The organism is Corynebacterium tuberculostearicum SK141 (assembly GCF_000175635.1).
Taxonomy (GTDB): Bacteria; Actinomycetota; Actinomycetes; order Mycobacteriales; family Mycobacteriaceae; genus Corynebacterium; species Corynebacterium tuberculostearicum_C.
In genome coordinates this window covers 59,281-72,376 of the sequence record NZ_ACVP01000003.1, presented here as the reverse complement: position 1 = coordinate 72,376, position 13,096 = coordinate 59,281, and the positions used below count along the sequence as shown (strand labels likewise).

The 13,096-nt window shown below is 62.6% G+C and carries 13 protein-coding genes; 11 read left to right on the top strand and 2 right to left on the bottom strand.

The features are described 5' to 3' along the window. Positions 1–8 precede the first annotated feature (8 nt). Both CORTU0001_RS00715 and CORTU0001_RS00710 read left to right on the top strand, forming a co-directional pair. Positions 9–695 carry a sirohydrochlorin chelatase gene (locus CORTU0001_RS00715; protein ID WP_005326598.1) on the top strand — a complete coding sequence of 229 codons (687 nt, stop codon included), beginning with the start codon at positions 9–11 and terminating at the stop codon, positions 693–695. After that, the gene (locus CORTU0001_RS00710; protein ID WP_005326597.1) at positions 689–1,738 is read left to right on the top strand and encodes a sulfite exporter TauE/SafE family protein; all 1,050 of its coding nucleotides are present in this window, start codon (positions 689–691) and stop codon (positions 1,736–1,738) included. Before CORTU0001_RS00715 ends, CORTU0001_RS00710 begins: the two co-directional genes overlap by 7 nt. Positions 1,739–1,844: 106 nt before the next feature. Here the strand turns inward: CORTU0001_RS00710 and cobA are convergent, their stop codons facing one another. Then, positions 1,845–2,582, bottom strand: coding sequence for a uroporphyrinogen-III C-methyltransferase (gene cobA / locus CORTU0001_RS00705; protein WP_005326595.1), 738 nt, complete (start codon positions 2,580–2,582; stop codon positions 1,845–1,847). 41 nt (positions 2,583–2,623) lie between these two features. Here cobA and CORTU0001_RS00700 point away from each other — a divergent pair, with 41 nt between their 5' ends. Both CORTU0001_RS00700 and manA read left to right on the top strand, forming a co-directional pair. Further along, positions 2,624–3,646: an exopolyphosphatase gene (locus tag CORTU0001_RS00700; protein ID WP_244262068.1), complete on the top strand. Its 1,023-nt coding sequence runs from the start codon at positions 2,624–2,626 to the stop codon at positions 3,644–3,646. Between the two features lie 6 nt (positions 3,647–3,652). Then, positions 3,653–4,882 (top strand): mannose-6-phosphate isomerase, class I, encoded by a 1,230-nt coding sequence (manA, locus tag CORTU0001_RS00695; RefSeq protein ID WP_005326591.1) that lies wholly within the window; start codon positions 3,653–3,655, stop codon positions 4,880–4,882. A gap of 242 nt (positions 4,883–5,124) precedes the next feature. Here the strand turns inward: manA and CORTU0001_RS00690 are convergent, their stop codons facing one another. Then, on the bottom strand, positions 5,125–5,913 hold the full coding sequence (locus tag CORTU0001_RS00690) for a hypothetical protein (RefSeq protein WP_005326588.1): 789 nt from the start codon (positions 5,911–5,913) through the stop codon (positions 5,125–5,127). 216 nt (positions 5,914–6,129) lie between these two features. On the opposite strand from CORTU0001_RS00690, the gene CORTU0001_RS00685 reads away from it, so the two are divergent. The 7 genes from CORTU0001_RS00685 (at position 6,130) to hpf (ending at position 12,940) form a co-directional block, all read left to right on the top strand. Continuing rightward, positions 6,130–6,513, top strand: coding sequence for a DUF4259 domain-containing protein (locus CORTU0001_RS00685; RefSeq protein WP_005326586.1), 384 nt, complete (start codon positions 6,130–6,132; stop codon positions 6,511–6,513). Positions 6,514–6,594: 81 nt separating this feature from the next. After that, positions 6,595–7,209 (top strand): dTMP kinase, encoded by a 615-nt coding sequence (locus CORTU0001_RS00680; RefSeq protein WP_005326584.1) that lies wholly within the window; start codon positions 6,595–6,597, stop codon positions 7,207–7,209. Between the two features lie 3 nt (positions 7,210–7,212). Continuing rightward, entirely contained in the window at positions 7,213–7,905 is a 693-nt protein-coding gene (gene mtrA, locus CORTU0001_RS00675; RefSeq protein WP_005326582.1) for an MtrAB system response regulator MtrA, read from the top strand. An 89-nt stretch (positions 7,906–7,994) separates the two neighbouring features. Continuing rightward, positions 7,995–9,752, top strand: coding sequence for an MtrAB system histidine kinase MtrB (gene mtrB / locus CORTU0001_RS00670; protein WP_034667897.1), 1,758 nt, complete (start codon positions 7,995–7,997; stop codon positions 9,750–9,752). A 2-nt stretch (positions 9,753–9,754) separates the two neighbouring features. Next, positions 9,755–11,488 (top strand): MtrAB system accessory lipoprotein LpqB, encoded by a 1,734-nt coding sequence (lpqB, locus tag CORTU0001_RS00665; RefSeq protein WP_005326578.1) that lies wholly within the window; start codon positions 9,755–9,757, stop codon positions 11,486–11,488. A gap of 123 nt (positions 11,489–11,611) precedes the next feature. Beyond that, positions 11,612–12,151 carry a ComF family protein gene (locus tag CORTU0001_RS00660; RefSeq protein ID WP_244262067.1) on the top strand — a complete coding sequence of 180 codons (540 nt, stop codon included), beginning with the start codon at positions 11,612–11,614 and terminating at the stop codon, positions 12,149–12,151. Positions 12,152–12,295: 144 nt separating this feature from the next. After that, entirely contained in the window at positions 12,296–12,940 is a 645-nt protein-coding gene (gene hpf, locus CORTU0001_RS00655; RefSeq protein ID WP_005322401.1) for a ribosome hibernation-promoting factor, HPF/YfiA family, read from the top strand. Positions 12,941–13,096: the final 156 nt, after the last annotated feature.

Sequence of the window (13,096 nt, the reverse complement as noted above, 5' to 3'; positions counted from 1 at the left end):
TTCGCCCCATGCCCGCACTTATTACCCTGTCCCACGGTTCGCGGCATCCGGGTGCCGCGGCCGGCATTGAGCGCCTGACCCAGGCCACGGGTCTGCGCCCAGCCCGCGCGGCGCACCTGGAATTCAACGAGCCCGACCTCACCACGGCCGCGCTCGAGCTCGTCCAGCTAGGGGAGACCGAGGCCGTTGTAGTTCCGCTGCTTTTTACCCAGGGCTACCACCAGCGCGTGGACGTCCCGCGCGCGCTTGCCGACGCCGCCCAAACCTCCCACCTTTCCCTCCACCTTGCCCCTGGGCTCGGCACCGGCGAGGACCTCGCCCGCGTGCTCGCCTCCCGTACTCGGCCTGGCGATACCCATGTGGTCATCTACTCCGTCGGTTCCTCCGATACCGCGGCTAACGATGCCATCCGTGAGCTCGCCCACCGCACCTTCGCGCTCACCGGCGTGCCTACGACGGTGGAATTTGCCACCCGCGGTGGTCGCGAAGGGATCGTGTCCCTGTGCCGCGAGCATCAAGACCCCGCTCGCGTACGCGTTATTCCGCTCTTCGTGACCGAGGGCCTGCTCTTAGACCGGCTGGCGGGCGTTCCCGCAACCGTCGACCGCCCGCTAGGAACCGACCTCGCGGGCCTCGTCGCAGATCGCTTTCACCACGCCCGCCGCACCACACAGGAGGTGTTCGCGCCATGCTAACCCTCATCCTCATCGCGCTCGCCGGTGCGGCCGCCAACCTCGTGGACGGTGGCATCGGCATGGGCTTTGGCGTCACCTCCACCACGATGTTGTTGCTGGCGGGCCTCGGTCCCGCGCAGGCCTCGGCCGTCGTTCATACCGCCGAGCTTGGTACCACGGCCATTTCTGGATTGAGCCACGCGCGCTTTGGCAACGTGGATTGGAAAACCGTGGTCCGTCTCGGCGTGCCGGGCGGGATCGCCGCCTTTTTGGGCGCTACGTTGTTGTCGAATATCTCCACCGCGGCGGCCGCGCCGGTGACCGCACTCATCCTGGTGGGCATCGGCGCCAACCTCATTTGGCGTTTCTCCCAACCACGCCGCCGTGGCTCCGCCTATAAGCGCACTCACTCCACGCCGTTTCTGGCCGGACTGGGCCTTGTGGGCGGATTCGTCGATTCCACCGGTGGCGGCGGTTGGGGCCCGGTGTCGACTTCCACGCTCATGGCCATCGGCCGCGAGCAGCCGCGCCGCATCGTGGGTACGGTCAACGCCGCCGAGTTCCTGGTGACCTTCGGCGCCACCGCAGGCTTTATCGTCGGTCTCTGGCACGATATCGTCGCCAACTTGGCCGCAGTCATTGCCCTGCTCATCGGCGGTGCCATCACCGCGCCCATCGCCGCGTGGCTCATCTCCCGCATCAACCCGATCCTACTCGGCGGACTGGTGGGCACCGCCATCGTTGGCCTGAACATCAGCAAGGTGATCGGCGGTGCCGAGACGTACTTTGGCTGGGCAGTGCCTGCAGCAGTTACCCCGGTTGTCATCGCGGTCGTGGTCGCGGCCGGCGTAGCCGCCACCATCCGTGGCGCGTTGCGCACCAGGCGTGCGCGTGCGGCGGAATTGGAAGCCGAAAACGCCGAGGAAGCCGCCCATGCGGATTTCCATGCCCCGGATTATCCGGAGCGCGTCGCGGCCGCCTACCGCGTCCACGGTTCGCGCAAGTCTGGCGTAACCATCGTGCAGGATAAGGCGCCCGAAAGCCCCGCCGCTGACCGCGCGTAGCCCTTCCGCCGCGACTTGTGGCCACGATACGGGCCAAATCCCAACTGCGGTGGGGTAGAGCGCGGCCACAAGTTGGCCTCGCGGACCCTGAGGGCCTCGAGGGGTGCTATAGCCCGGCCACCTCGCCGATGACGTAGACCGCCGGCGCGGAGATCTCATGCTCGGCCATCGTCTGCGCCAAGGTACCCAAGGTGCAGCGATAGGCGCGCTCGGTAGAAAGCGTGCCCTCTTGGATGATGGCGCAAGGAGTGGAGGGGGAGAGGGAGGCGTCGATAAGAGCATTGGCAATCGCCGGGGCATTCTTCACACCCATGATGACCGCGAGCGTAGCGCCAGAGCGGGCGAGCGCTGCCCAGTCCACCAAGGACTTTTCATGGCCGGGCGGCAGGTGGCCGGAGACCACCGTGAATCCGTGGACAATGCCGCGCTGGGTTACCGGGATGCCGACGACCGCAGGAACGGAAATGGCTGAGGTCACGCCCGGAATGACCGCGGTGGGAATAGACGCTTCCGCCAGCGCTTGCACCTCTTCAAAGCCGCGCCCAAAGACGAAGGGATCGCCCCCCTTAAGGCGGGCCACCTTGCGGCCGGCACGGGCGTGCTCGATGAGCAGCTCGTTGATCTTTTCCTGCGAGATTGACTTCTTATAGGGGAGCTTAGAGACGTCAATAAGCTCTTTGGAAGAAATATCACACAGCTTATCGAGCTGCGCCGTAGGTCCCAGGTGATCGGCAAGAATAACCTCTGCATCCTGCAGGGCGCGCATGCCGCGCACGGTAATGAGGTCCCATGCGCCGGGGCCGCCGCCAATCAGGGTTACGGGATGAATCTGTGCGGAAGTCATAGGACTTCATCTTAGTGGGCGCCCGACTATGCTTGGGCCACATGGATACCGGTAATTACGATGCCGAAACCGTGCGCTTTTTCGATGTGGCGCACGAAGGCGCCCAAATCCGCCTAGTGGCCGGAGAAGTGGAGCGCTGGGGCGAGGCGCTCAGCGGGCTCAATCCCCGCTCGCTTGTCATTATTCCCACCGACGCGATTGCCCGCCAGGCCGCCCACCTGGGCGTTGGCCTAGCCGAACCGCTGCGAATCCCGATTGTGGTGACCGAATCGCTCCCGCGTTACGTGGGGGCGCTGGACGTGGTCGTGGTCGTCGGCGAACCCGGCGAGTGCGACTGGGCGTCGCGCGCCCTCGTTACCGCCAGCCAGCGCGGTGCCACCACCGTGCTCATCGGGCCGGCCAAGGGATCGCTGGTGGAGGACTGCCCGGAAGACACGCTCGTCGCCTCTTGCTTGCCGACGGCCGAGGGCAGCTCGCCCGCGCGCAGCATTGCCGCCCTGCATGCGCTGTGCCGCCTGCTCTATCAGGGACCGACCGCGGTGAAGGAGACCCTCGAGGACCTCGCTGCGGCCGTGGACCGCGAGCTTGCACAGCTGTCGCCCGAGCGCGATGCCACTACCAATCCGGGCCGCCAATTGCGCGAGTTTATTGACGGCGCCCGCGTCATCCATTCCTGCGTGCTCGACCCGTATTCCTATTCCGAGCGTCGCGAACACGTGCAGCTCGACGCCCTCGTGGCCCGCATGGCCGCGACCATCTGGGCTGTACACGGCCTGCCGAGCGCTTATGTGGACCCAGCCGAATTGCGCCGCGCGCTCGACCGGGATTCTGATAGTTCCCCGGCCACTGATCTCTTCTTTGACCCGTTCATTGATGGCGATGGTGCCGGGGGCGCTTTGGTACCCTTGAAGGTGATTTTCTGGGGGCAGGAAGAGGCGAACCTGCCCAACTCGCTTGCAGTCCGCAGCATCGACCCGGAACCGGGCCTGGGGCATCTTGCCCGCTCACTGCAGCTTATTACGCGGAGTTTTGCCGCGACCGCCTACGAGATTTCTAAAGGATAGAAACACATGCAGCTGTTGCACAGCGCCACTCGCAATTATTCCTGGGGCTCGCGTACCCTTATCCCGCACCTGCAGGGCCAGCCCGATTCCGACAAGCCCGTCGCAGAGCTGTGGTTCGGCGCCCACCCCGGCGACCCTTCCACGGTGGATGGCCGCCTGCTCAATGAGGTCATTGCAGAGGATCCGGCAGGGCAGCTAGGCAGCCGCGTATCTGCCGAGTACGGTGAGCGCCTGCCCTTCCTGCTCAAGGTGCTTGCGGCCGAGGAGCCGCTGTCCTTGCAGGCTCACCCGTCAAAGACGCAGGCGGAAGAGGGCTTTGCCCGCGAAAACGCCGCCGGTATCGAGCTCACCGCGTCCAATCGCAATTACAAGGACGATAACCACAAGCCCGAGCTCATCGTCGCGCTCACGGATTTCTATGCCATGGCCGGCTTCCGCCCCTTGGCGCGCACCCGCGAGCTTTTTGCCGCCCTCGAGTGCCCTGAGCTGGATCACTACGTTGCCATGCTTGACGACGACCCCTCGGCAACCACCGAGTCCGCCAACCTGCGCGTCCTTTTCACCACGTGGATTACCATTCCGTCTGCCAAGCGCAAGGAGCTCATTTCCGCCATTGTGGCCGCCGGCGAGCGCCTGATCGCCGCCGACCCGGCCGATTGGAAGTCCCGCGTCATGTCCACGGTGCTGGATCTTAACCAGCGCTACCCAGGCGATATTGGTGTGCTGGGCGCATTGCTACTCAACCACATCGAGCTCTCGCCCGGTGAGGCCGTCTACTTGGATGCCGGTCAGCTTCACGCCTATGTCTCTGGCCTCGGCGTGGAGATCATGGCGAACTCCGATAACGTGTTGCGCGGTGGTCTGACGCCTAAGTTCGTGGACGTTCCAGAGCTGGTCAAGGTATTGACTTATGGCGCTGCCGACGAGCCGCGTGTGCAACAACAAGATAAGTCCGCCCAAGACAATGTGCACGATGCCGCAGCATGGTCCTACCCGGTACCCATCGAGGAATTCCTGCTTGACCGCGTGGAGCTTACCGGTTCGTCTTCGGTGGATCTTGATTACGATGGCCCGACCATCGCCCTGTGCACCGCAGGTTCCATAACCTTCACCGATGCTGCAGGCAAGACCCTCACCGCGACCCCAGGCCAGGCCGTCTGGCTGCCAGCCTCCGAGGGCCTCGTTACCGCTACCGCGGAATCCGACGCCGCCGACCTCTTCGTCGCCCGCGCCTAGTCCGCGATTAGCCCACACAAGCACGCTTCGCTGCCACCCTCCGGTTTCAAGCGAAGCGTGCTTTTCAGTTTCTATTGCGGCCGCGTTGTGGCTTGCTCCGCTCAATTCTTGGCGCACATTGTGGCTGCTTCGTAGCTTCCGCGTGCCAGCACATGCAAAACAAGCACGTTTCCCCGATTTCTGCCTTTAAAATCGAGGAAACGTGCTTGTTTTGTTCGTCTACGCCGAGAACCGGCTCCGAATTAGCGCGTAGGCGCCGCTTCGCTCGGAGCCTGCTGGGCCGTGACCGGTGCCTGCTTGGTTGGTACCAGGTCGGTAGGCTCCTGGTTCTGATCGGCGGAGGGTCGCTCTGCAGCGGCATGGCCGGTGAGCTGTTCCTGCTCCGCCTTCTCGGCCTCGGGTCGCTCCGTACCAGCTGGTTCCTGGGCCGGTGCGTCGGAAGCCTTGCCCGAGTTATCTTGCGCGGCAGGTGCCTCAGGTGAGGGCTGTGGAGTGGACGGACCAGAGGTGGCCGGCGGGGTGGTGCCGCCCTGGTTGTTCTGTGGAGCGCCAGTAGACTGCGAGCCGTTCTGGTTGCTCGGGTAATCGGGTGTCAGACGCTGATTGCCCTGGCCGGTACCTTGACCACCTTGGGTGGTGGTATTGCCCTGCGAGGCGGTGCCCTGCGGGGAGATGTTTTCTGGACGGTAGACCTTGGTGGGCTGGGTTGCTGCCTGTGGGCGCACTACCGCATTAGGGGCGAGAAACGGATCGTTGTTGTGCGGCTGCTGGTGCTTGGCATCGCCGGACGAGGCGGTAGAACTCGTGGTGCGCGAGGAGTGCTTCTTCGAGGGGGAATGGTCCGTGGAAGAAGTGGTGGTCTCCTCGGCTGCGGTGTGGGTCGGGGAGACGGAGGTGGTCGCGGACTGATCCGCGGCATTGGAATAGTTGGCGCTCGGCGAGCTCATGCGCCAGACGGCGACTCCGACGACGACCGCGGCGATCAGTCCGGCCACAATGAACACGTAGACGCGGCGCGAATCTGGCTTCATCGTGGCTGTCCTTTCTATGAGGCGGGCGGTTTCAGCCCAAGGGGGAGGGCGATACAGTGCCCCGGTAACAAGTTGGTAACGAGGCTATCATGTTTAGGAAACATTGCGACGGCGTCGCGTTTCTGTGATAAGTAAACAAAAAGGCAGTTCACGGGCGTAGAAGGCCATGCAAACCTTTTCATCGTCTGCTTTCTTTCATCAAGAAAGCGTGTATAAATGGCGCTGAAAGCACCGAAGGAGTCAAAAGTGAGTACTTGGGACGAAAATATTTTCAGCACGGACCTCAACATCGATTTCTTGGATGAGATGGCAAACCTCGATGAAGAAGGGGTAATTCGCGCCGTCGAGGATGCCTGCGAGGTCGCACACAGCAAGCCAAAACTCAGCGAAGAAGAAGAGCAGAATGCTCAAGCGGCGGCCACCATTGCTGCCATTTGGGCTGGTGCGCCGTTTAGCGCGGGCGAAGTTGTCGAAGACTACCCCTATATTAGGGAACTGGTGGGCTCTGGCAGCGAGACCTTGACGGAAAATGCGCTCGAGGTGCTCGAAAACGTCGAGGAAGAATATGACCTCGAACCATTCATTGAGGCCCTGTCCTAAGCCGAACCTGCTGCCCGCGGCAGCGGCCGCGCGAGAGCGGCCCCGCGGGTGAAATAACAGAAGGGAAGATAGCCCACACCTATGCTGATCAGCATTGAAGGCATCGACGGTGCCGGTAAAAATACGTTGGTCTCCGCACTCAAGGAGTCGTTTGACCGGCCCGTGGAGGTTATTGCCTTTCCGCGCTATGCAGATTCGATTCACGCGCAACTAGCGCAAAAGGCGCTCTACGGAAAGATGGGCGACCTCACGGATTCGGCTTATGCCATGGCGACGCTATTCGCGTTGGATCGCTATGGCGTAAAGGATCAGCTGCAGCGCGCCAAGGAATCCGACACCGTGGTGCTACTGGATCGTTACGTGGCCTCCAATGCGGCGTATTCGGCGGCGCGGCTCGAAGACGATGCGGTGATGGAGTGGGTGCACGATCTGGAATTTGGCACCCTCTGCCTGCCGCAGGCAGACCTGCAGGTGTATTTGGATACTGCGGTAGAGGTGGCGTCGGAAAGAGCGCAGGCACGAGCCCAGGCAGACGCCAGCCGGGAACGCGACCGCTACGAACGCGATGGCGGGTTGCAAGAACGCACCGCCGCAGCCTACCGGCGCCTAGCAGATGCGGGCTGGGGTGGACGCTGGATCGCTACCGCCGATGCGGATACTATTATTTCAGCGATAAAAGACCTTGTAGGAGAATAAAACGTGGCGCCCAAGATTTTGGTTGTCGATGACGATCCGGCTATCTCAGAGATGCTGACCATTGTGCTCGAGTCCGAGGGGCTCAAGCCCATTCCGGTCATGGACGGCAATGACGCCGTGCCTGCCTTTGAGCAGCACGAGCCGGACCTCATCCTGCTGGACCTCATGCTCCCGGGCATGAATGGCGTAGATATTTGCCGTGCCATCCGCCGTGAATCCTCCGTGCCCATCGTTATGCTGACCGCCAAGACCGATACGGTTGATGTGGTGCTCGGCCTTGAATCCGGCGCGGATGATTACATCACTAAGCCATTCAAACCCAAGGAGCTCATCGCCCGCATCCGTGCGCGCCTGCGCCGCACCGATTCTGCGGAATCTGAAATCCTGGAGGTTGCGGACCTTGTCATTGATGTGCCGGAGCATACCGTGCGCCGCACCGATGGCACCGAGCTGAACCTGACCCCGCTGGAGTTCGACCTGCTGCTGGAAATGGCGCGCCGCCCCGGCCAGGTGCATACGCGTGAATCGCTGCTGGACTCCGTGTGGGGATATCGCAATGCTTCTGATACCCGCCTGGTTAACGTTCACGTCCAGCGCCTGCGCGCCAAGATCGAGCACGATCCGGAAGACCCGCAGATCGTGCTGACCGTGCGCGGCGTGGGCTATAAGACCGGCAAGGCCGGCGCCGGGGAGTAAGGACCATCGGCATCATTGAGCGTCTAAGGCGCATTCGAGACGCCTTCATTACAACGTGGCGCACCTCTTTGCAGGCGCGCGTCATTGGCATGATTTTGGTCGCCTCCTCGGTGGTCATGATCATCTTGGCCTACGCGCTGGTGTCCGTGCTTACCCAGCGCCTGGTCAGCCAGAAGGAAGACGTGGCCCAACAGGAGCTGGAGCGTGCCCGCACGGCCGTGGAACAGCAGATCGATGCCACCAGTTCTGCTAACTCCGTCCAGGTGCGAATCAACTCTGCGCGTGCTGCGTTGGGCCAGCTCTCCGCCCAACAGGGCGATGCCCAGGCGGTCTATGAGCCGGTCATCGTGGTGGAAAACCAGGATGGCTCTGTTACCACTTCGCCCGAGGATTTCCCCGTGCCGGATCAGCTACGGGAGATGGTGGATCAAGGCCAGATTGCGCAGCAGTATTTCCCGGCGCCGCGCGAAAATGGCGAATACTACAACGCCCTGCTCGTAGGCACGCCTACCGATACCGATATTCCCCATACCCAGGTCTACCTGGCGCTGTCCATGGAATCGGAAGAATCCACCATGGCGTTGATGCGCGGCCTGCTCTCAGCGGCCGGCGTAGTGGTCGTGGTGTTGCTGGTGGGCATTGCCTGGCTGGCCACCCAGCAGGTTATTACGCCGATTCGCTCGGCCTCTCGAATTGCACAGCGCTTGGCGGCGGGTCATTTGAAGGAGCGCATGGCAGTCGATAGCGATGATGAGATGGGTCGCTTGGCCGCGTCCTTCAATAACATGGCCGATAAGCTTTCCTCCCAAATTGCACAGCTGGAGGAGTACGGCGATTTGCAGCGGCAGTTTACTTCTGACGTCTCCCATGAGCTGCGCACCCCATTGACCACCGTGCGCATGGCCGCGGACATGATTGAGGCTGAGAGCGATAGCCTGCCGCACGGCGCCCAGCGCGCTTCCCGCTTGATGTCGAGCGAGCTCGACCGTTTCGAGGAATTGCTCGCGGACTTGCTGGAGATTTCTCGCCACGATGCTGGTGTGGCGGATTTGTCTACGGCAGCCATTGATCTGCGCTCGTGTGTGGAGGCGGCCTACGGGCAGGTGGAGCATTTGGCCCGCGAGCTCGACGTGGAGGTCCAGCTCAACCTGCCGGAGGAGCGCATCGGAGTCGAGGCCGATTCCCGCCGCCTCGAGCGCATCTTGCGCAACCTGCTGGCCAATGCCATTGACCACTCGGAAGGCAATCCGGTGGCAGTCGACGTTGCTGCCACGGACACTGCGGTGGGCGTTACCGTTACGGACCACGGTGTGGGCTTAAAACCTGGCCAGGAGGAGCTGGTATTCAACCGCTTCTGGCGTGCGGATTCTTCCCGTAAGCGCCATTCCGGCGGCACCGGTTTGGGCCTGGCTATCGCCCGCGAGGACGCCGTCCTGCATGGCGGCACGCTAGATGCTACCGGCTACGAGGGCTTTGGTTCTCGCTTCCGCCTCATTATTCCGCGCACCCCGAATACCGAGGTGGGCGAGGCTCCCATCGCCGTGGAGATTCCCGGCGCCCCAGTCACCAGCACTGCAGACGGTAGCGAGCTGGCAGAACCCGAAGCTGAAGCTCCAGAAGCACAGGATACTGGCGCCGCCGCGCCGGATGCCGGGCCTGCCTCTGCAACGCCGGCCATTTCCTCGGGCATGAGCTCGCCGCACGTCGACAAGAGCGAAAAGGGCACCGATGGCGAGGCGGAGGGCGATGGCATCCTCTGGCCTTCGGAACGCGAACTTAACCGCGGCGCGGCCGCCCCAGACAGGCGCGCCTATAAGGCCCCGGACTTTGAGGGTAGGAGGAAGTAAGCGTGTTGAGAGCGAACTATCGCAAGACCGCGGTTGTCGGCACCGCAGCGGCCGTGCTTTTCGTCAGCGGTTGTTCCACGCTGCCGAATAACACCGGCCCGCAAGTAGTCGGAACCTACCAACAGCAAGAGAATGGCCCTGAGGAAGTCATTGCACCGCAACCGGGCGATGATCCTGACTTGACGTTGCGTGATTTCTACCAGGCTTCCGCCGTGCCGGGAAACGACCATGAGGTCGCGCGCGGCTTCCTAACCGATAACGCCCGCGAAGCCTGGGACGCCAGCGGCGATGTGATGGTGGTCGATAGCCTGGACATCGTTACCGCGCCCGCAAGTAAGCAAAGCTCGAGGGATAATGAGCGCGCCTTCACGGTGCGCGGCACCATCATCGGCCGCCTGAAATCCGGCGGTGCGTACGTGCCGGAAAACGAGGGCTACGAGGCCGTCATCTACATGAAGATGCAAGACGATAGGTGGCGCGTCGATGGCTTGCCGGCCGGAGTAGTAATGGAGCGCAATGAAATGCGCAATCACTACACCCCACAATCGCTGTACTTCTTTAAGCAGAGCAACGATGTGCTGGTTCCAGACCGCCGCTGGCTGTACAAGGGCGGCGAACAATCGGAGTCGACGCTCCTTACGCTGTTGATGGAGGGACCTTCATCTAGCATTGCTCCCGCTACCCGCCGGGCAGCGGGGGAGAATGTCACCTTCGCCGGCTACGATCGCGAACAGGGCTACCAATTCGAGGGCCTTGCTGACCTAGACGCCCAAGATCGCACCCTCTTTGCAGCCCAGCTAGTGTGGACGCTCACGGAAGCCGGCCATACCGGCCCCTTCAAGGTCAAGGCCGATGGCGGTGACTTGGTGGAGGGCATGGATAGCCTGAGCGTGGATGACTTCGCGGACTATAACCCAGAGGAAAGCAGCACCTCTTTGTCTAAGCTCTACGCCCTCAATGAGGGCAACCTGCTCGAGGTGGACGATGGCGTGGCCGAGCCCGTGAAATCCACGCTGGGCAGCAGCGGTGACGTGCAATCCGTAGATGTTGCCGAAAGCGGCCTCGTTGCGGCCGTGCGCCGCAAGTCCAATAATGACTTCTCGCTGCAGATAGGCGAGCTTGACGGCCAGCTGCAAGATTCGGTGGAGGGTCCCACACTGGCACGGCCGACCTTCGAGTACAACGGGCAAGCCGCATGGACCGTGGTCGATGGCGATCGCATCGTGCGCGTGGTGCGCTCTAAAACCACAGGCCGCATCTCCGAATCCGAGGTGGATGCCCGCAGCATCGACGATATTGAGGGCGAAATCTCCGTTATCCGCTTGTCCCATAGCGGTGCGCGCGTGGCCATGATTATTGATGGCCACGTGTATATCGCGGCCGTTGCCCAATCTAGCAGCGGCGATAAGCGGATCGTCAACGCCCGCGAGGTGGGCCCCGAAGTATCCGGCTCGGCCCTTTCGCTGGACTGGAATGCGGATGGCTCGCTTATCGTGGGTACTTCCTCGAGCCAGTCGCCCGTATGGCGCATCGAGCAGGATGGTTCCTCGGCCTCGACCATGCCTACCGGCAATATCACCGCCCCCGTGGTGGCCGTGGCAACCTCGCCCACCAAGCTCTTTATAACTGATTCGCACGCCATGCTTGAGCTTCCTTCCACCGTCATGGATGAAACCAACTGGCGCGAGGTCTCCGGCCTGCAGGGTCGGCGTTCTTCCCCTATCGTTTCTAATTAGCCGCCAGAGGGCCTGCGCGGCTGGGGAGAGGCGATTATGGGCTTGGGGGAGCTTATTTTTCCGCGTGCGTGCGCTGGGTGCGGCGCGCCGGGCGAGGTTTTGTGCCCACAGTGCCGCGATCACTTGCGGCAGCCGCCCTACATGGTGGCGCGGCCCCGGCCGCTCGGCGCGCCCGTCTATGCTCTCGGCCCCTATTCCGATATTCGCCGCCGCATCATCATTGGCATGAAGGAGCGAGGCAATCAGCCGGTTCGCGAGTATGTGGGGGCCGTCTTCGCGGCCGGGCTGGCCCATCTGAGCGCCCGCGGCGATATCCCGCGCGAGTTCACCCTTGTGCCCGCGCCTACTCGGCCGCGTTCGGCGCGGGCACGCGGCGGAGATCCGGTGTCCGCTGTGTGTCACGCCGCGGCGCAGCACCAGCGCGTGGGCGTGTGCGCGGCGCTTACTATGGGCCAGTCCACCGCGGACCAGTCCGAGCTCAATGCCCAGGATAGGTGGGCAAATCTGCAGGGCCGAGTCCGCGTGCGCGTGCCCAGTGCTCAGGCGCCTGCGCTGCTTGCCGACGACGTCATTACCACCGGTGCCACCCTCGCCGCGAGCATCGCCGCCCTGCAGGCCGCGGGTGTGGAAGTCTGCGGGGCATTGGTCTTTGCGGATGCCTAGATAGGGGTGGCGCCCACCCTCGAGGTAGGGGAGTTGCTTAAAAATTTCCCGCAAAGGTCATAACCAGTGCTACCATGAGGAGTGTCACAGAGAGATAGTTACTGTGATTGATTCTAGTCCCCACTACTCAAGGGAGGCATCTCAATGTCCCAGCCAAACAAAGCTCAGGTAACGATTACGGGCCGCAATGTCGAGGTCCCCGAGCACTTCCAAGAGCGAGTTAATGACAAGCTGGCCAAGATTGAACGCCTTGACCCCACCCTGACCTTCTTCCACGTGGAGCTGCAGCACGAACCAAACCCGCGCCGTGACTCCGAAGCGGAGCGTCTTCAGATCACCGCTACGGGCAAGGGACATATCGCCCGCGCTGAAGCCAAGGAAGATTCCTTCTACGCAGCGCTCGAAACCGCCTTGGGCAAGATGGAGCGTTCCCTGCGCAAGGTGAAGGTGCGCCGCGAAAACGTCAAGGGCGGTCACCGTGCACAAAAGGGTACCGGCGAGATTGCCGCTGAGATGGTGGCCCAAGCTGAAGCGGAGCGCGCCAAGGAAGAGCGCTACGTTGACCCCTATGCTGAGACCGTGGAGGACGTTCGCCCCGGCCAGATCGTGCGTACCAAGGAGCACCCGGCTACCCCGATGAGCGTGGATGATGCCTTGAGCGAGATGGAGCTGGTGGGCCACGACTTCTTCCTCTTTGTCAACGAGGAGAACAATAAGCCGTCCGTGGTCTACCGCCGCCACGCCTACGACTACGGCATTATCTCCCTGTCGGAAGACGCTGAAGCTTAAAGGAGCTCATACATCTCTTAGCTAACGACCCTGCTGCGAGTATGCAGCGGGGTCGAATGTGTGGTTAGGGGAGGGGGCGTCGGCAAGCAGGTTGCGGGGGATATACAGGCTGAACGGAGGCTGTCCGCCTGCCCTTTGTGCTAGGCGGGAGATGCT